Here is a 19,201-nt window from a genome sequence, read left to right as displayed (position 1 = left end):
TGCTTTACCTAACGGTTAGGCAGGAACTTGGACGGATCGACAGGCTTGCCCTGCTGGCGGATTTCAAAGTGGAGCTTGACGCGGTCGGCATCGGAATCGCCCATTTCGGCGATGGCCTGGCCCTTGTTGACGCTCTGCCCTTCCTTGACCAGGATGCTGCGGTTATGCGCATAAGCCGACAATAAACTATTACTGTGCTTCACGATAACAAGATTACCATAACCACGGATGCCGCTGCCAGCGTACATGACTTTTCCTGCGCCGGCGGCCACCACCTGCTGGCCGGCCTTGCCGGCGATATCGACGCCCTTGTTCTTGCCTTCGTCGAAGGTGCCGATCACCTTGCCTTCGGAAGGCCACATCCAGCTGAGCTTTTCCTCGCCAGCGGCGACCACGGCGGCGGCCGGCGCACCGGTGCCGCTGGTGGCCACGGCGGCTTTGGCCGGCACGGCCAGCGGCGCTGCTGGCGGGGCCGCTGGCGGGACCTCGGCCACGCCGGCATCGCTGCGCAGCTCGGCCAGGGTGGCGTCGGAATACGGGCGCTTCTCGCCGCGCGGACCGGTCTTTTTCGGCACCGCCGGCGCCGCAGGGCGCACTTCGGTGACGGCCGGCATGACGATGGCCGAAGTCTGGGCGCCGCCCGTGTCGCCGGTTGGCGGCAGCACGCGCAGCACCTGGTCGACCTTGATATCGTTCGGGTCGCCAAGGTTATTCCAGACCACCAGATCGCGGAAGTTCTGGCCGTGTTCCTGCGCGATACGCAGCAGGGTGTCGCCGCGCCTGACCGTGTACATGGCGGGATCGCGGTCGCGCGCCGCGCTGGCCGCCGTAGTGCCGGAGGCCTGCGGACGTTCGACCACGGGCGCCTGCACGCCGGTGGTGCCGCAGGCGCTGAGCAGCATGGCCAGCGTGATGCCGCTGAGGAGTACCTTGGTTTGTTTCATCATTCGCATGTCGTTGTCTGTCCTGCTTGCTGGCTGATCCTCGGATCAGATGGTGCCCGGGCGCAGAGGCACGAAATGGCAGTCTTCCAGGGCTGCGCTGGTCCATTCCATTTTTCCTACCCGGGTAATGAGTTGTAAATGCTGCAATTTGTCGCCCACCGGCGCCACCAGGCGCCCGCCTATCGTCAATTGCTCCAACAGGGCTTGCGGCACTTCCAGGCCGGCTGCGGCAAGGATGATCCCGTCAAAGGGCGCCGCCTGCGGCAAGCCTAGCATACCATCTCCGTACTGCAAGCGCAGGTTCGCCACGCGCAGCGGACGCAAGTTGGCCTTGGCCAGTTCGTGCAGCGGCTTGATGCGTTCGATCGAAAACACTTCCTTCGCCACGCGCGACAGCACGGTGGCCTGATAGCCGCAGCCGGTGCCGATCTCGAGCACGCGCTGCAGCGCCCCGCCATTGCGCATCACTTCGATCATGCGCGCCACGATATACGGCTGGGAAATGGTCTGCTGGTGGCCGATCGGCAGCGACGCGTCGATATAGGCCTGCGAGGCAAAAGCCTCATCGACAAACAGATGGCGCGGCACGGCTTGCATGGCGTCGAGCACCAGCTGGTCCTTGACGCCCAGCCTGGCGACCCGCGCCACCATCGCGCGCCGCACGGCGTCCGACACCAGCGGGTTCTGCCGTGGCGCCGCCACCGGGACCGGCTGCGCACGTTCGTTGGCAATTGCCTGGGCGCGCGACGGCGTGAGGCCGGCCGGTGCGCCATACACGGGCGCCGCGCCGCGGCCGGCGTTTTGCGCCGCATTCTGCGTCGCCGTTTGCGGGCGCACGATGCGCGACTGCGCCAGCGAGGTGGCGCCGCCCTGGCGCGACGGTTTGCCGGCCAGCGCATCGAGCGACAAAGGGAAGGTGCGCGGCTTGTCGCTCATGCCAGGCCTTTTGCCAGCGCGTCGAGCTGCGCCACATGGGTCAGGTCGATCTGCAGCGGCGTGATCGACACCTGGCCCTGCGCGATGGCGTGAAAATCGGTGCCGGGACCGGCTTCCCTGGTGGCGCCCACCGGGCCGATCCAGAAGATCTCGCGTCCGCGCGGATCGAGCGCGCGGATCACCGGTTCGGCCGAATGGCGCTTGCCCAGGCGCGTGGCCGCCATGCCTTGCAGCTGTTCGTAGGGAAGCGCGGGGATATTCACATTGAGCAGATACGGTTTTTGCAGTTCGTCCAATCGCCGCTCGACGATATCCCTGGCTACGCGCGCGGCCGCATCGAGGTTGACCCAGCCATACTCGGCCTGTGAAAACGCGATCGCCGGGATGCCGAACAGATAGCCTTCGGTGGCGGCCGCCACGGTGCCCGAATAGAGCGTATCGTCACCCATGTTGGGGCCGTTGTTAATGCCGGACACCACCAGGTCGGGGCGCTCGAACATCATGCCGGTCAGCGCCACGTGCACGCAGTCGGTCGGCGTGCCGTTGACATAATAAAAGCCATTGCCGGCCTTGTTCACCGACAGCGGCCGGTCCAGCGACAGCGAGTTGGACGCACCCGAACGGTTGCTGTCGGGCGCCACCACCACGATGTCGGCAATTGGCGCCAGCGCATCGGCCAGGGCGGCCAGGCCCGGCGCAAGATAGCCATCGTCATTACTGATTAAAATTCTCATGCCGGAATTTTACCCGAAGCAAGGCCTGCGCTGCGCAAGCGCGACGATGCAATACGGCATTTTCTTTGCATTCCAGGCAACAGCAGCTCAGCGCTGCTCGATGCGCGCTTCCGACAAGGCCCCTTCCAGTGCCTGCACCTCGTCTTCCTGCAGCGCGAACAGCGCATCGAGGTCGCCCTGCTGCTTGTACAGGCGCTTGAGCTGGGCCATGCCGCGCTTGCGCAGATTGCCCGCCACGCCGGGACGCAACAGACAGGACTTCAGGTGCTCGGCCAGCTCGCCCGCCTGCCGGTATTGCTCGCGCTCGATCATGCCCTGCAGCATGGCGATCATGCTGGTCAGGGTTTCCGGCTCCTCCGTATCGGGCGCGCCATGGTCGGCCAGGCTGGCCTGCTGCTGCATGGTGCCGGCCAGTTGCATGCGGCTGTGCAAGGTATCGAGATGATGCTCGCCCAGCAGGCGCGCATGCACTTCAAGCACCTGCTGCTGCACGTTGCGGGCCGCCTCGAGCTCGCCGCGGCGCAGCAGCGCTTCGGCCAGCTTACGCTGGCTCATCAGCGTTTCAGGATGATCGAGGCCGCGCGTGCGCTCGCGCGCCGCCACCTGGTTCTCGTGCAGCTGGCGCGCGCCGGCCCAGTCGCCCAGGCCCGCCACGATATCGGCCAGGCGGTCGCGCGTGGCCAGCGTGACCGGATGGTCGAGGCCCAGGCTGCGCTCCTGCGCCTGCAGTATGGCGTCGAGCAGCTGGCGCGCGCCTTCCAGGTCGCCCTGCCGCCCCAGCACCTGGGCCAGCGCCAGTTTGCTGTGCAGGGTGTCGCCGTGCTCGGCGCCAAACAAGCGCGTGCGCGCGGCCACCACGGTGTCCAGCAATTGGCGCGCCTCGTCCAGGCTGCCCATGTGCAGCAAGGTGGTGGCGCGGCAGGCCATCGCGCCCAGGGTGCGCGGATGTTCGCTGCCCAGCAGGCGCAGCTGGCTGGCCAGTACCGCATCCTGCAGCGCCAGCGCGGCCGCGTAATCGCCCTGGCGCACCATGGTCTGCGCCAGGCAGGCCCTGGCGGCCAGGGTGTCGGCGTGTTCCGCGCCCTGCAGCCGCTCGCGCGCCCTGGCCACGTCTTCTTCGAGCTGGCGCGCTTCATCCAGCGTGCCGAGCTGGCGCAGCAGCCGCGCCATGCCGCTCTTGCCGGTGAGGGTATCGATATGCTCGCCACCGAGGATGCGGGTGCGGATCTCGACGCTCTGGCGGAAGGCGTCGAGCGCCGGCTCCGGCCGGCCGTCCTTGCGGTACAGCTCGCCGAGGCGGGCCAGGTCGCGCGCCAGCGGCAAGGCCACGGCGCGGCCAGGTTCGACCTGCAGCGCCCGGCGTGCCTCGTCGATGGCGGCCAGGAGGCCAATCTCGCGGCTCGATTGCCACGGAAAATAGCCGCCCGTCAGCCACTGCAGGAAGGCTTCGAAGGTACGCGTGAGCGAAAAGCGGTCGCCGCCCTGGTCGATGCGCACGGCCAGCTGCTCGCCGTAGGCAAAGGTCTTGGTCTGCTGCAACTGCACTTCATCGAAATAGCTGTCGAGCGCGATCTGCGGCAAGCCGTACGAGGTGCGCAGCAGCCGTTCGAACATCGGCTGGTAGCCGGCGATGCCCTTGTAGCTGTCGCCGCGGCGCCATTCGGCGCGCTGCGCGCCGTCGCCCATTTCTATGCGCGACGGCAATGGATACACCAGCAGCGGGCGCTGCTCGTCTTCATGGCTGCGCCGGTATTCGATGGCGCGCGTGACCAGCGCATCGACGCCCTCCAGGCTTTGCCGGTTCGGCGTGAAGACCACCACCAGTTTCCTCGGTAGCAAGGTAGTGCAGATGCCGGCGCTGTCGGTGCGGCCGGTGCGCGAATCGACCAGCACGTAGCGGAAATGCCGCGCCAGCGTATCGGCAAAGCAGCGAAACAGCGCCGGGCAGGCGTCGAACAACTGATCCCAGCGCATCTGCGCAAGCCGTTCGCTGTAGCTGGCGTCGAAACGCCCGGCGCGCATCAGGTACAGGGGACTGCCCTGGTCGACCCGCACCACGTATTGCTGCCAGTCGATGGCGTCGAGCACCCGTTCGGCCAGCGCCGCATAGTCGTGCTCGCCGTCGGCGGCGAAGCCGGTCGCGCCCAGCAGTTCGAGCTGCTCGCGGCAGGCCTCGAAAAACTCCAGCACGCCCGGACACTCCTGGTGCTGGTCGAAATAATGGTGCAGCCCGGGCGCTTCCATGTCCCAGTCCAGCATCAGCACCGGCACGCTGGCGTTGTCGCGGCGCGCCAGCAGCACCGCGATATTCGACAGGGCCATGGTGCGGCCGGTACCGCCCTTGTAGGAATAGAAGGTGACGACTTCACCAGGGGCGCTCAAAGGCGGCAGGGACAGGCGTGGGCATTCCATGGCGGGGACCTTTAACGTGGGAAGTGAGGGGGCGGCACGGCCCGCCACTGCGGCGGGATTTCCGGCAGGACGAAGCGGCTGCAATCATGGCCCGGCGGTGTCGAGCGCTTGAGCAATTGATAATGCCGGGCGATGCGCTGCACGATTTTTTTTATATCGGGCAGAAACTGCGGATTCGATTTCAGGTCGCCGCTGGCCAGCGTGTAGGCGGAAAAATCGACATAGAAGCCGGGGCCGGCGATTTGCGCCGGCAAGCCCTCGGTATGCTGCGTCATGATGATGGGGATGATCAGGTGGCTGGGCAGCTCATACCAGCTGCGCCGCTCCTGCTCGATCAATTGCATGGCGGCGAACTCGCGCCGCGTGTAGCCATGGGCTTCGTATTTGGGCGTGTACAGCACGATCATGCAGACGCTTTCGCACATCGCGCGGGCCACGCGCAGATCGAGGTCATCGCCGCCACCGAGCTGCTCGCTGTCGATGAACAGCGCGTCTTCGCGGTCGAGATGGGGTTCCAGGTAGCACGACAAGGCTTCCACAAGATCATTCTTGAACTTGTTCATGAAAGCGAAATTTCCGTGCGCATAGCTCAAGAAACAGCCGTAGCGGATATCCATGGCATCCCCCCTGTTCCCCTTACCCTGGTATCGCATTGCCTTCACCGCGGCTGGACGCAAAGGCGAACGCGGAAGGCATGACCCCACTGTAAACCGCTGAGCACGTCCCTATTTGCGCGCACGCAAACCTTGACGCGGCGGCAGCGCCCTCCTTTTCATGCCAGAAACAAGCTTGCTTGCGCCAGATTCTGGCATGTCAGGCGCGCAGGCAAACCTTGCGACAATTCGCCAAGGTATTGAATTGAAAGGGAAATTGACCGGCGCGGCGCACCGGCCAGGAATATGGCCAGGAAAGCGGCTAGGAGCTGGCCGGCAGGCTGCGGAAGAACTCGATCACTTCGGCCGTATCGCGCGTGCGCTTGAACGGCGGCAGGCTTTGCCAGATCCGCTTGCCATACGGCTTGGAAATGAGGCGCGGATCGCAGATCATCAGCACGCCCCGGTCGCCCTCGTCGCGGATCAGCCGGCCGGCGCCCTGCTTCAGGTTGATGATGGCCTCGGGCAGCGAATGGTGCATGAAACCGTTCTTGCCCTGCTTTTCCATCACCTCGATGCGCGCCGCCAGCACCGGGTCGTCGGGCGGCGCGAACGGCAGCTTGTCGATGATCACCAGCGACAAGGCGTCGCCGCGCACGTCGACGCCTTCCCAGAAACTCTGGCTGCCGATCAGCACGCCGTTGCCGGCCGCGCGAAACTGGTCCAGCAATTCGGTGCGGCCGCGCTCGCCCTGCACGAACAGCGGGAAGTTCAGGCCGCGCTGCTTGAACTCCTCGGCCAGCCGTTCGGCCGCCCGTTTTACCGCGCGCAAGGTGGTGCACAGGAAGAAGGTACGGCCGCCGGCCGCCTCGATGATCGGCAAGGCGCAGTCGATCACCGCATCGGTATAACCGAGGGAGTTCGGTTGCGGCAGGTTCTGCGGCACGAACAGCAAGCCCTGCTGGCCATAGTCGAACGGCGACGGCCAGGTGTGCGACGGTTCGCCCGTCAGCCCCATCTGTTCGGAAAAATGCTTGAAGTCATTTTTCACGGCCAGGGTGGCCGAGGTAAAAATCCAGCTGCGCGGCGTGCCTTCGCGCTGGTTATTGAAAATCGGCGCGATCGACAGCGGGGTTTTATGTAACTGCAAGGAACTGGAAAACGCCTCGACCCAGAACACGGCTTCTTCGCCGGCGGCAATCTTGGCTTTCGGATCGAACTTCCAGCTGCTCAGCTGCTGCGCCAGTTCCACGCCGCGCACGCGGCATTGCTCCAGTGTCTCGGCCCGCTCCGCCTGGGTGTCGAGCACGGCAACCATGCCGTCAAGTTCGTCCTTGAGTGTTTCCAGCGCCGGGAAAAAGTCGCTCGACGGCGCAATTTGCGGCAAGGACATGCGCACGATATCTTGCGGGAACGTCAACCGCAGGTCGCGCGCGGCTTTTTCCACCACCGTCACGGTCTTGGCCCAGTCGATGCCGCGCGCATGGGCCAGGCCTTCGGCCAGCACGTCGCGGCACAGTTCGAGGATTTGCGAGGTCGACACGGTATTACCGAAGAACAGGGTGGCGGTATCGGGCAGCTGGTGCGCCTCGTCGAAAATAATCGTGTTTGCCGACGGCAGCAATTCGGCCACGCCCGTGTCTTTCAGCGCCACGTCGGCAAAGAACAGGTGATGGTTGACCACCACCACGTCGGCCTGCTGGGCCTCCTTGCGCGCCTTCATCACGAAGCAATCCTGGTAATACTGGCATTCGGCGCCCATGCAGGTGTCGCGCGTGGAGGTGACCAGGTTCCAGATCATGGCGTTCTCGGGCACCTTGGCCAGCTCGGCCTTGTCGCCGGAACTGGTCATTTTGATAAAGCGCGAGATTTCGCGCAAATGGCCGACGTCATCGCGCGACGTCATGCGGCCGTTCTGCAAGGTGCGTTCCAGGTGGTAATGGCAGACGTAGTTCGAGCGCCCCTTGAGCAGCGCCACCGAAACCGGCGCCTGCAAGGCGGCGCGCACGGTCGGAATATCGCGCAGGAACAATTGATCCTGCAAGTTCTTGGTGCCAGTGGACACGATCGTCTTGCCGCCCCACATCAGGGCCGGCACCAGGTAGGCAAAGGTCTTGCCGGTACCCGTGCCCGCTTCGGCGATCAGGGTGGTCTGGCTGTCGATGGCGCTGGCGATGGCCTTGGCCATCTCGGTTTGCGAGCGGCGCGGCTTGTAGCTGCCCACCGCCGGGCCCAGCGGGCCGCCGGCGCCAAACAGGCGCTCGATCTCGGCGTCGTGCCTGCCCGGCTCGACAGCTTCCATTTCGGCTGGCTCGGGCGGCAAGCCGTCTTGGCTGACAGGCAATAATTGGTGATCGGTCAAAATAAACTTAAGTAAGGACTGGGCCGGACGCTACTGGCGTCCCTCAGGCGGGCACATCGGGCACCAGCTGCATTTTCAGCAAGGTGATATGGTCTTTCAATTGCAGTTTGCGCTTTTTCAGGCGCCGCAGCTGCAGCTCGTCATGGTGGCCATCGAGCACCAGCAACTCGATGACGGCATCGAGGTCGCGGTGTTCGACGTCCAGTTCAATCAGGCGCCGCTGTATATGCTGTGCATCGCTCATGTGTTGCGTTCCAGATAATGTAGGGGAAACGAGCGCCGGCAGCGCCGGCAAGGCCGTAGTTTAACCTGCCGCGCGCGATACGGCACGCCCTTTCAGGGCCGGCCCTTGCGGCCGGCCAGAGCCAATTTAATTTTCGCCGATCGGTGCCGGAGGTTTGCCGGCGTCAGCGGCGGCACGCGCGGCCTTGTCGGCAGCCGCCTTCTCGCGCTCGGCCAGGCGCCTGGCGACGCGCTCCTGGCGTTTTACCGCTTCAGCCTGCTTTCGGGCAAAACTGGCTTCACGCGCGGCGCGCTGCGGCGCTTCGGCGGCGTCGCGCGCCGCCTGCTGTTTCACGGCCGCGTCATGCTGGGCCTGGCGCTCGGCCAGGGTCGGGCCCGCCGGCTTGGCCGGTGCCGCTTCGGGCGTGACCACTTTCATGGTCTTCGGCGTGGCCGCCGCGCGTTCGGTGCGTTCGGCCAGTTCCTTGCTCGCATCCTGCTGCGTGCGCGCCAGGTCGGCGTCGCGCAGGCGCACCGATTCGGCACGCTTGAAATGGCTGGCCTCGGCTTCGATGGCGCGCAGGCGCACCAGGGTCAGGCGACGCGTTTCCTTGGCCTTGTCCAGGCAGTTGGTGACAAAAAAGCGCTCATAGCACACCAGTTCGCGTGCCGCATAGGCGCTCTCGGCGGCGGCCCTTTCGGCGGCCACCTGCTTGAGCTTGGCGTCGGCCTCGGCCACCGTCACGGTCGGCGGCACCTGCGGCATGCCGACCTCGTCCATGGCCGCCTTGTTCGGCGCGGCGCAAGCCGACAGCAGCAGCGCGCAAGCGAGCACAGCGCTCCACGTACCCATCATCTGGTTCATCATCTTCATCGTGTTTGCCTCAAACGATCGCGTCGGCCGCGCCGCGCTGTTCTTTTTCCATGTATTCGCGCGATTGCATTTCGACGATGCGCGAGACGGTGCGGTGAAACTCATTGGCCAGCATGCCATTCGTGTAGAGCTGCTCGGGCGGCACTTCGGCCGACATGATCAGCTTGACCTTCTGGTCGTAGAACACGTCGATCAGCCAGGTGAAGCGGCGCGCCTCGGACGACTGCGCCGCCGACATGGCCGGTATCGCCGACAAGATCACTGTATGAAAACGGCTGGCGATTTCAAGGTAATCATTTTGCGAGCGTGGTCCGCCGCACAGGGTGGCGAAATCGAACCAGATAATGCCGCCGGCGCGGCGCAGGCAGTGGATTTCGCGGCTTTCGATGCGGATGCGCGCGTCTTCGTCGGCCGTCTCGGCGATGCGCGTGTAGGCGTCGCGCAGGGCCTTGTCGGTGGCCGCGCCCAGCGGCGTGTAGTAGCTGTCGACCTGTTCCAGCGCGCGGCCGCGGTAGTCGACGCCGGCGTCGACGTTCATCACGTCGAGTTTGTCTTTCAGCAGCGCGATGGTCGGCAGCATGCGGTCGCGGTGCAGGCCGTCCGGATACAGCAGGTCGGGATCGTAGTTCGACGTCATGATGAAGGACACGCCGTTATTGAACAGGGCCGACAGCAGGTTGTACAGGATCATCGCGTCGGCGATGTCGGAGACGTGGAATTCGTCGAAGCAGATCAGCCGGTATTTCCTGGCGATCCGTTTGGCGACCTCGTCGAGCGGGTCGGCCACGCCTTTCAATTCATCGAGCTGCTGGTGCACGCCGCGCATGAATTCATGGAAGTGCAATCGCGTTTTGCGCACCACCGGCACCACCGAATAAAAACTGTCCATCAGGAAGGACTTGCCGCGCCCCACCCCTCCCCACATGTACACGCCTTTCGGCACGGATGGGCGGTTGATCAGGCGCTTGAACGTGCTCGAACGCTGGCCCTTGTAGGCCACCCATTCGTCATAGCACTGTTGCAGGCGGTCGACGGCGCGGCGCTGTGCCGCGTCGGCCTTGAAATCGCGCTGCTGCAACGCGTTCTGGTAAAACTCTTCTACGTTCATGGGGCTCGATTCAACGCGCAAGGGCGCTGGCGGCAAAAACAGCCGCCAGCGCCCCTGTATGGCTAACTGCGATTAAAAGTTCAAGGTGCGCTTGTCAACGGCCAGCGCCGCTTCCTTGGTCGCTTCCGACAGGGACGGGTGGGCGTGGCAGATGCGCGCGATGTCTTCGGCCGAAGCCTTGAATTCCATCGCCACCACGGCTTCCGAAATGAGCTCGGAGGCCATCGGACCGACGATGTGCACGCCGAGGATTTCATCGGTGGTCGCATCGGCCAGGAATTTCACCATGCCCGACGTATCGCCCAGCGCGCGCGCACGGCCATTGGCCAGGAACGGGAAGCTGCCGGCCTTGTAGGCAATGCCTTCGGCCTTCAGGGTCTGTTCGGTCTTGCCGACCCACGCGATTTCCGGCGAGGTGTAGATTACCCATGGAATCGTGTTGAAGTTGGTGTGGCCATGCTGGCCGGCGATACGCTCGGCCACGGCAACGCCTTCTTCTTCGGCCTTGTGCGCCAGCATCGGGCCGCGCACCACGTCGCCCACCGCCCACACATTCGGCAGATTGGTCTTGCAGTCGCCGTCGACGGCGATAAAGCCGCGTTCGTCCAGCTGCAGGCCGACCTTGTCGGCGGCCAGGCCGTTGGTGTTTGGCGTGCGGCCGATCGAGATGATCAGCTTGTCGAACACGGCGGTGACAGCGACACCCTTGGCATCGACATAGTCGACGCTGACATTGTCCGCGCCCGGCGTGATGGTGCCGATCTTGCAGCCCAGGCTGATCTTCAAACCTTGCTTGGCAAACAGCTTGCCCGCTTCCTTGGCGATCTGCTCGTCAACCGCGCCCAGCAACACAGGCAGGCCTTCGAGGATGGTCACGTCGGAACCCAGGCGGCGCCATACGCTGCCCATTTCCAGGCCGATCACGCCGGCGCCGATCACGCCCAGCTTGGCCGGTACGGCGTCGATCGCCAGTGCGCCGGTGTTCGACAGGATCAGTTTCTCGTCGAATGGCGCGCCCGGCAGTTCGCGTGCGTTCGAACCGGTGGCGATGATGACGTGCTTGGCGTTCAAGGTTTCGTTGGCGGCGCCAGCCACGCTGACGTCATAGCCCGCGCCAGCGGCGCCGGCGAACGATGCGCGGCCGTGGAAGAAGGCGATCTTGTTTTTCTTGAACAGGTACAGGATGCCGTCGTTGTTCTGCTTGACGACGTTATCCTTGCGCTTCAACATCTGGCCCAGATTCAGCTGCAGGCCGGCGACATCGATGCCGTGCTCGGCGAAGCTGTGGCCCGCGTGTTCGAAATGCTCGGACGATTGCAGCAGCGCTTTCGACGGGATGCAGCCGACGTTGGTGCAGGTGCCGCCTGGCGCGGCGCCGCCCTTGGCGTTCGACCATTCGTCGACGCAGGCGACGCTAAAGCCCAGTTGCGCTGCGCGAATGGCGGCGATATAGCCGCCAGGACCGGCGCCGATGACGACGACGTCAAATTGTTTAGTACTCATGTTTTGTTATTCCAATCTCTTCGTCCGGGACGAAAATCCACAATAGAAGGTAAATCACCACGCCGAAGCCGAAGGTCAGTGTAAACAGCACGAAGACCAGGCGCCAGATCCACGCTTCCATGCCGGAAGCGCGGCCCAGGCCGCCACATACGCCACCCAGCCAGCGGTCGCCGCGCGAGCGGCGCAGCCGGCTGAATTCTTGTACCAGGTCATTCGCGGGACCATCGCCATGGCTGGCGCCAGGCTGGTCCATCTTGATGCCGCCCAATAGCTTGGCCTTGGCTTGCGCAAATTCAGCATCGCTTAATGCGCCCGCCAGGTGTAACTCATGCAGACGCTTGATTTCTTCAGAGACGTTCATAAGGAATCCTCTTTGAGTTGAGATCAGCCAGCTGCGTCTTCTGGCACGGGTACAACGGTACTGCCTGCACTGCCCCGGCGGCTGCGCCGGGGCGAACGTGGTATTACAGGTCCAGCAGCAGGCGTGCCGGATCTTCCAGCGCTTCCTTCATGGCGACCAGGCCCAGCACGGCTTCGCGGCCGTCGATGATGCGGTGGTCGTACGACATGGCCAGATAGTTCATTGGACGCACGACGATCTGGCCGTTTTCCACGACCGCACGGTCCTTGGTCGCATGCACGCCCAGGATGGCCGATTGTGGCGGGTTGATGATCGGGGTCGACAGCATCGAGCCGAAGGTGCCGCCGTTCGAGATCGAGAAGGTGCCGCCGGTCAGGTCGTCCAGGGTCAGCTTGCCTTCTTTTGCCTTGGCGCCGAATTCGCCGATTTTCTTTTCGATGTCGGCGATCGACATCTGGTCGGCATTGCGCAGGATAGGCACCACCAGGCCGCGTGGCGAACCGACCGCGATACCGATGTCGAAGTAGCCGTGGTAGACGATGTCATTGCCATCGACCGAGGCGTTGATGATCGGGTACTTTTTCAGGGCGGCGACGGCGGCCTTGACGAAGAACGACATGAAGCCCAGCTTGACGCCGTGCTCTTTCTCGAACTTGTCCTTGTACTTGTTGCGCAGTTCCATCACTGGCGCCATGTTCACTTCATTGAACGTGGTCAGGATGGCGTTGGTCGATTGCGATTGCAGCAGGCGCTCGGCGATACGGGCGCGCAGGCGGCTCATCGGCACGCGCTCTTCCGGACGGTCGCCCAGGTTGGCGGCGGCAGGGGCGGCAACTTGCTGCAGGGCCGGCTTGGCGGCGGCAGGAGCAGGTGCGGCTGGTTTGGCGGCAGCGGCCAGGGCGTCGCCCTTGGTCACGCGGCCGTCTTTGCCGGAACCGGCGACGTCGCCAGCGGCCAGGCCTTTTTCGGACAGGATCTTGGCGGCGGCCGGCATGGCCACGTCACCCTTGGTGGCGGCGGCAGGCGCGGAGGCGGTCGCGGTTTCCTGTGCGGCGGCGGCCAGGGCTGGCGCAGGGATGGCCGACACTTCCAGCGGGCTCACCTTGGCGGTGCCATCGGTATCGATGATGGCGATGACTTCGCCGGCGACCACGGTCGCGCCGTTGTCCTTGATGATTTGCACGATCACGCCAGCGGCTGGCGCCGGCAATTCCAGCACCACTTTATCGGTTTCGATATCGATCATGTTCTCGTCGCGCGAGACCGGCTCGCCGACTTTTTTATGCCATGCCAACAGGGTCGCTTCCGCAACCGATTCCGACAACTGGGGTACTTTGACTTCGATTTGTGCCATGTAAAACTCCGTTTATTTTGTTATTGCGGCGCCGCCGCTGCGTGGCAGCGGCGGCGCTCCGTGACGATGCTCGACCGCTTACTTGGTCAGGATAAAACCCTTCAGCTTCGAGAACGCCGTTTCCAGCAGGTCCTTTTGCTGGGCGTAGTGCTTGTCATAGTAACCGACAGCAGGCGACGCCGAAGCGGGACGGCCGGCGTACGCCAGGCGCTGACCCGATTCCAGGCCTTCGAAGATGTTGTGCTGGATCTGGAACCAGGCGCCCTGGTTTTGCGGCTCGTCCTGGGCCCATACCACTTCGACCAGGTTCGGGAACTTTTTCAGTTCGGCTGCGAACGACTTGTGCGGGAACGGATACAGCTGTTCCAGGCGCACGATGGCCGTATCAAGCTGGCCGCGCGTCTTGCGTGCGTTGACCAGGTCGTAGTAGACCTTGCCCGAGCAGGCGATCACGCGCTTGACCTTCTTGGCGTCGATTTTCTCGTCGACTTCGCCGATCACGGTCTGGAAGCTGCCCTTGGCCAGGTCGGTCAGCGGCGAGCCGGCGTCCTTGTTGCGCAGCAGCGACTTCGGCGTCATGATGACCAAAGGCTTGCGGAACTGGCGCACCATCTGGCGGCGCAACAGGTGGAAGATCTGGGCGGCGGTGGTCGGCTGCACCACTTGCATGTTGTTGTCCGCGCACAGCTGCAGGAAACGCTCGGGACGGGCCGACGAGTGCTCCGGACCCTGGCCTTCGTAACCGTGCGGCAGCATCATGACCAGGCCCGAAGCGCGGCCCCATTTCACTTCGCCGGAGCTGATGAACTGGTCGATCACCACTTGCGCGCCGTTGGCGAAGTCGCCGAACTGGGCTTCCCAGATCGTCAGCGTGTTCGGCTCGGCCGTCGAGTAGCCGTATTCGAAGGCCAGTACGGCTTCTTCGGACAGGACCGAATCGATGACGGTGAACGGCGCCTGGCTGTCGGACACGTTTTGCAGCGGAATGTAGGTACCCGCATCCCAGCGCTCGCGGTTCTGGTCGTGCAGCACGGCGTGGCGGTGCACGAAGGTGCCGCGGCCGGCATCCTGGCCGGTCAGGCGGATCGCGTAGCCGGACGAGACCAGCGAAGCGTAGGCCAGGTGTTCGCCCATGCCCCAGTCCAGGTTCATTTCGCCACGGCCCATGGTGCCGCGGTCGCCCAGCACTTTTTCAACCAGCGAGTGGACCTTGAAGTCTTCCGGCACGGTGGTGATGCGCGCGGCCAGGCGTTTCAGTTCGGTCATCGGCACGGCGGTGTCGGCCGAGTCGGTCCATTTCTTGTTCAGGAACGGCAGCCAGTCGACCGCGTACTTGTTCTTGAAGTTCGAGATGACCGGATCGACCGTGTGCTTGCCGGCGTCCATGGCGTCGCGGAAAGCGGCCACCATCTTGTCGCCGCCATCGGCGGGAATCACGCCCTGCGCCACCAGCTTGTCCGCGTACAGCTTGCGGGTGCCCGGATGCTGGCCGATCTTCTTGTACATCAGCGGCTGGGTCAGCGCAGGCGTATCCTGTTCGTTGTGGCCCAGCTTGCGGTAGCAGATGATGTCGAGGACGATGTCCTTCTTGAATTCCATGCGGTAGTCGAGCGCGATTTGCGTCGCCAGCACCACGGCTTCAGGATCGTCGGCATTGATGTGCAGTACCGGCGCTTCGATCATTTTCACGACGTCCGAGCAGTACAGGGTCGAGCGTGCGTCGCGCGGATCGGAGGTGGTGAAACCGATCTGGTTGTTGATGACGATGTGCACGGTGCCACCGGTGTGGTAGCCACGCGTTTGCGCCAGGTTCAACGTTTCCATGACCACGCCCTGGCCGGCGAAAGCGGCGTCGCCGTGCACCAGGATCGGCAGCACTTGCGCGCCTTGCGCGTCGCCGCGGCGGTCCATGCGGGCCTTGACCGAACCTTCGACCACCGGGTTGACGATTTCAAGGTGCGACGGGTTGAACGCCAGCGACAGGTGGACCGGGCCGCCTGCGGTGGAGATGTCGGACGAGAAGCCCTGGTGGTATTTCACGTCGCCGGCCGGCAGGTCGTCGCCGTGCTTGCCTTCGAACTCTTCGAACAGTTCCTGCGGCGCCTTGCCCAGGGTGTTGACCAGCACGTTCAGGCGGCCGCGGTGGGCCATGCCGATGACGATTTCCTGCACGCCTTTTTCGCCGGCGCGCTGGATGGTTTCATCCATCGAGGCGATAAAGGTTTCGCCGCCTTCGAGCGAGAAGCGCTTCTGGCCGACGTAGCGGGTGTGCAGATAGCGTTCCAGGCCTTCGGCCGCGGTCAGGCGGTCCAGGATGTGGACTTTTTTCTCTGCGCTGAAATTCGGGGTGGAGCGGATCGATTCGAGTTTCTCCTGCAGCCAGCGCTTTTCGGCCGGGTCGGAGATGTACATGAATTCGGCGCCGATCGAGCGCGTGTAGGTGTCGCGCAGATAGTTCAGCAGATCGCGCAGGGTGGCGGTCTCGGGGCCGAAATAGGTATTGCTGATGTTGAACACGGTGTCCATGTCGGCATCGTTGAAACCGTAGAAGCTCGGTTCCAGTTCCGGGATCATCGGACGTTCCTGGCGCTGCAGCGGGTCCAGGTTGGCCCAGTGCGAACCGAGGTAGCGGTAGGCGGCGATCAGCTGGGTGGCGGCGACGCGCTTGCGGCCCATTTCGGCGTCGAACGAAGCGGTGACAGTGCGGATCGGACCGGCCTTGGCGCGCTCGGCGAACGAGGCGACCACGGAGGCGTGGGCGACGTCGGGCTTGTTGGTGCCGTCGACGGCAGGCACGTGCTGCATCGCGTCGAAGTAGGCACGCCAGTTGTCAGGTACCGAGCCGGGATTGTTCAGATACGCTTCGTACAGGTCTTCCACGTACGGAGCATTCCCACCGAACAGGTAGGAGTTGGTCGTTAATTGCTGCATATATTGCTCACCTCTCTTCGCGTTTCGCGAGGAATTAGCGGGTTAGTCTAACCTTCCGCGACACGGCCTGACCGGTTAGCGGATTGCACATCAAGTTGTGGGGAAGGGCTTGTTTATTGCACCAGCATTCTTCATACCGTCATTTAGAATAGCACGCGGTATTGTAACGCAACAACCATTGCTTGGATTTTATTTGGCAAGCAAATGTAAGCTTTGCGCCGCTGGCAGCCTGGCCGTGTTGCGCGGCAGGCGAAAAAAAAGCGAGCAGCAAGCTCGCTTTTCTGCCGGGCCTTCGAGCGCCCGGCGGTGATGCTGACAAATTTATGCGCGCTTGTCGAGCGGCGGCACATCACGGGTGGTCGAACCGACGAACAATTGACGCGGACGGCCGATTTTCTGTTCCGGATCGGCGATCATTTCGTTCCATTGGGCGATCCAGCCGATCGTACGGGCCATGGCGAAGATACCGGTAAACAGCGATACCGGGATGCCCAGTGCGGACTGCACGATGCCCGAGTAGAAGTCGACGTTCGGGTACAGTTTGCGCGACACGAAGTATTCGTCGTTCAGTGCAATCTTTTCCAGTTCCATCGCCAGCTTGAACAGCGGGTCGTCCTGCAGACCCAGTTCGTTCAGCACTTCGTAGCAGGTTTCACGCATCAGCTTGGCGCGCGGGTCGAAGTTCTTGTACACGCGGTGGCCAAAGCCCATCAGCTTGACGCCGGAGTTCTTGTCCTTGACCTGCTCGATGAAGGCCGGGATGTTGTCGACCGAGCCGATTTCTTTCAGCATGGTCAGCGCCGCTTCGTTGGCGCCGCCGTGGGCAGGGCCCCACAGGCAGGCGATGCCGGCAGCGATACAGGCGAACGGGTTGGCGCCCGACGAACCGGCCAGGCGGACGGTCGAGGTCGAAGCGTTCTGCTCGTGATCGGCGTGCAGGATCAGGATGCGGTCCAGCGCGCGCACCAGCACGTCGTTGACCTTGTACTCTTCGCACGGATTGGCGAACATCATGTGCATGAAGTTGGCGCTGTACGACAGGTCGTTGCGTGGGTAGGTGAACGGCTGGCCGATCGAGTATTTGTACGTCATGGCGACCAGGGTCGGCATCTTGGCGATCAGGCGGATGGCCGACACTTCGCGGTGGCGCGGGTCGTTGATGTCGAGCGAATCGTGGTAGAACGAGGCCAGCGCGCCGACGGTGCCGACCAGGATCGACATCGGGTGCGCGTCGCGGCGGAAGCCACGGAAGAAGAATTGCATCTGCTCGTGCACCATGGTGTGCTTGGTGACGGTGTCGACGAACTTGGCTTTCTGCTCGGCGTTCGGCAGTTCGCCATTCAGCAGCAGGTAGCACGACTCCATGAAGTCGGCGTTGACGGCCAGCTGTTCGATCGGGTAACCACGGTATTGCAGTTCGCCCTTGTCGCCGTCGATATAGGTGATCGACGAGTTGCACGAGGCGGTCGACATAAAGCCTGGGTCGTAGGTGAACTTGCCGCTACCGGCGTACAGCTTGCGGATGTCGATGACGTCCGGGCCGACGGTGCCTTTGTAGATCGGAAATTCAAGCGATGGGCTGCCATCGGAGAACGACAGGGTAGCTTTTGTGTCAGAGGTATTCATGGGCTCTTCCTTCTCGGGAGTGAGTCGAAATTAAAATCAAAAATTCTGGCTGCAATTCGCTCCGCGTCTTGCGGAGCTACAGCGCGCCACTCGCACCGTTTGCAATGTATCGCCCAGGCGTCTAGGCAATGCGCAGTCGTTGCAGCAGTGCGCGCACATGCGGCAGATCGACTTCGCCTTCCGGCTCTTTACGGGCCAGTACCAGATCCATTAACGCATTGTCCGACAAATCGAGCAAACGCGTCAGCGCGTCGACTTCTTCGTCGGTCAATTCGGTTTCGTGCGCATCGAGAAAACGGGTCAGGATGATGTCGTTTTCCAGCAGGCCACGGCGCGCGCGCCAGCGCAGGCGGGCACGGTTGGCCGGGTCGGCCTGATGCGGGGACAAAATTGATTCTGTCATTGGGTTTTACCATCTTGCGCGTGCCCGTCAGGACACGGTACTGCTCTGCCGGCGCCACCAGCGGGGCAAGGGCCACTCCCCTGCCCCGCCGGCGGCGCCGGCGAAATGCGTTCTGAACGATCAGATCGCGCGGCGGACCATCAATTCCTTGATCTTGCCGATCGCCTTGTTCGGGTTCAGCCCTTTCGGGCAAACGTCGACACAGTTCATGATCGAATGGCAGCGGAACAGGCGGTACGGATCTTCCAGGTTGTCCAGGCGCGCGCCGGTGGCTTCATCGCGCGAATCGGCGATGAAACGGTAGGCTTGCAACAGGCCGGCCGGGCCGACGAATTTGTCGGGATTCCACCAGAACGACGGGCACGACGTCGAGCAGCAAGCGCACAGGATGCACTCGTACAGGCCATCGAGCTCTTCGCGCTGTTCCGGCGACTGCAGGCGTTCTTTTTCAGGCGGAATCGATTCATTGATCAGGAACGGCTTGATCGAATCGTACTGCTTGAAAAATTGCGTCATGTCGACGATCAGGTCGCGGATCACCGGCAGGCCTGGCAGCGGACGCAGCACGATAGGCTCGGACAGCTCGTTCAGGTTGGTGGTGCAGGCCAGGCCGTTCTTGCCGTTGATGTTCATCGCGTCCGAACCGCACACGCCTTCGCGGCACGAGCGGCGCAGGGCCAGCGAATCGTCGACGTCCGACTTGATGCGCTGCAGCGCGTCGAGCAGCATCTTGTCGGTGTCTTTCAACTCGACGGTGACGTCCTGCATGTACGGCTTGGCGTCCTGGTCGGGATCGTAACGGTAAATTTTCAGTTTGAGAGTGCGTGCCATGGTATAG

16 protein-coding genes are annotated in these 19,201 nt (G+C 63.3%); all 16 read right to left on the bottom strand.

The window, feature by feature from the left end; all coding sequences use genetic code 11:
- Positions 1 to 8 precede the first annotated feature (8 nt).
- Entirely contained in the window at positions 9 to 947 is a 939-nt protein-coding gene (locus ASR47_RS25325; RefSeq protein ID WP_065310559.1) for a peptidoglycan DD-metalloendopeptidase family protein, read from the bottom strand.
- Between the two features lie 42 nt (positions 948 to 989).
- A complete protein-coding gene (locus ASR47_RS25320; RefSeq protein ID WP_065310558.1) occupies positions 990 to 1,880 on the bottom strand; it encodes a protein-L-isoaspartate(D-aspartate) O-methyltransferase in 891 nt (296 codons plus the stop codon).
- Positions 1,877 to 2,614, bottom strand: coding sequence for a 5'/3'-nucleotidase SurE (gene surE / locus ASR47_RS25315; protein WP_065310557.1), 738 nt, complete (start codon positions 2,612 to 2,614; stop codon positions 1,877 to 1,879). The genes ASR47_RS25320 and surE overlap by 4 nt, the downstream gene beginning before the upstream one ends.
- An 87-nt stretch (positions 2,615 to 2,701) precedes the next feature.
- Positions 2,702 to 5,026: a tetratricopeptide repeat protein gene (locus ASR47_RS25310; RefSeq protein ID WP_171899035.1), complete on the bottom strand. Its 2,325-nt coding sequence runs from the start codon at positions 5,024 to 5,026 to the stop codon at positions 2,702 to 2,704.
- A gap of 11 nt (positions 5,027 to 5,037) precedes the next feature.
- On the bottom strand, positions 5,038 to 5,643 hold the full coding sequence (locus tag ASR47_RS25305) for a toll/interleukin-1 receptor domain-containing protein (protein ID WP_065310556.1): 606 nt from the start codon (positions 5,641 to 5,643) through the stop codon (positions 5,038 to 5,040).
- A 298-nt stretch (positions 5,644 to 5,941) separates the two neighbouring features.
- Entirely contained in the window at positions 5,942 to 7,921 is a 1,980-nt protein-coding gene (gene yoaA, locus ASR47_RS25300; RefSeq protein ID WP_065310555.1) for a DNA repair helicase YoaA, read from the bottom strand.
- A 103-nt stretch (positions 7,922 to 8,024) separates the two neighbouring features.
- Positions 8,025 to 8,225: a YdcH family protein gene (locus ASR47_RS25295; RefSeq protein WP_065310554.1), complete on the bottom strand. Its 201-nt coding sequence runs from the start codon at positions 8,223 to 8,225 to the stop codon at positions 8,025 to 8,027.
- A 126-nt stretch (positions 8,226 to 8,351) separates the two neighbouring features.
- Positions 8,352 to 9,077, bottom strand: a complete 726-nt coding sequence (locus tag ASR47_RS25290; protein ID WP_065310553.1) for a hypothetical protein — start codon at positions 9,075 to 9,077, stop codon at positions 8,352 to 8,354.
- Positions 9,078 to 9,087: 10 nt separating this feature from the next.
- Positions 9,088 to 10,185, bottom strand: a complete 1,098-nt coding sequence (gene zapE, locus ASR47_RS25285) for a cell division protein ZapE (RefSeq protein WP_065310552.1) — start codon at positions 10,183 to 10,185, stop codon at positions 9,088 to 9,090.
- A gap of 72 nt (positions 10,186 to 10,257) precedes the next feature.
- Positions 10,258 to 11,688, bottom strand: a complete 1,431-nt coding sequence (gene lpdA, locus ASR47_RS25280) for a dihydrolipoyl dehydrogenase (protein WP_065310551.1) — start codon at positions 11,686 to 11,688, stop codon at positions 10,258 to 10,260.
- Positions 11,678 to 12,049 carry a PspC domain-containing protein gene (locus ASR47_RS25275; RefSeq protein WP_065310550.1) on the bottom strand — a complete coding sequence of 124 codons (372 nt, stop codon included), beginning with the start codon at positions 12,047 to 12,049 and terminating at the stop codon, positions 11,678 to 11,680. Before ASR47_RS25275 ends, lpdA begins: the two co-directional genes overlap by 11 nt.
- 103 nt (positions 12,050 to 12,152) lie before the next feature.
- Positions 12,153 to 13,403 (bottom strand): 2-oxoglutarate dehydrogenase complex dihydrolipoyllysine-residue succinyltransferase, encoded by a 1,251-nt coding sequence (gene odhB, locus ASR47_RS25270; RefSeq protein WP_065310549.1) that lies wholly within the window; start codon positions 13,401 to 13,403, stop codon positions 12,153 to 12,155.
- 78 nt (positions 13,404 to 13,481) lie between these two features.
- Positions 13,482 to 16,334: a 2-oxoglutarate dehydrogenase E1 component gene (locus ASR47_RS25265; RefSeq protein WP_065310548.1), complete on the bottom strand. Its 2,853-nt coding sequence runs from the start codon at positions 16,332 to 16,334 to the stop codon at positions 13,482 to 13,484.
- 321 nt (positions 16,335 to 16,655) lie between these two features.
- On the bottom strand, positions 16,656 to 17,960 hold the full coding sequence (gltA, locus tag ASR47_RS25260; RefSeq protein ID WP_065310547.1) for a citrate synthase: 1,305 nt from the start codon (positions 17,958 to 17,960) through the stop codon (positions 16,656 to 16,658).
- A 121-nt stretch (positions 17,961 to 18,081) separates the two neighbouring features.
- On the bottom strand, positions 18,082 to 18,363 hold the full coding sequence (locus tag ASR47_RS25255) for an FAD assembly factor SdhE (RefSeq protein WP_065310546.1): 282 nt from the start codon (positions 18,361 to 18,363) through the stop codon (positions 18,082 to 18,084).
- A gap of 120 nt (positions 18,364 to 18,483) precedes the next feature.
- The gene (locus ASR47_RS25250) at positions 18,484 to 19,194 is read right to left on the bottom strand and encodes a succinate dehydrogenase iron-sulfur subunit (RefSeq protein WP_065310545.1); all 711 of its coding nucleotides are present in this window, start codon (positions 19,192 to 19,194) and stop codon (positions 18,484 to 18,486) included.
- Between the last annotated feature and the right edge of the window lie 7 nt (positions 19,195 to 19,201).

The organism is Janthinobacterium psychrotolerans (assembly GCF_001677885.1).
In the GTDB taxonomy this organism is placed as follows: Bacteria; Pseudomonadota; Gammaproteobacteria; order Burkholderiales; family Burkholderiaceae_D; genus Janthinobacterium; species Janthinobacterium psychrotolerans.
This window is presented reverse-complemented; position numbering and strand designations above follow the sequence as displayed.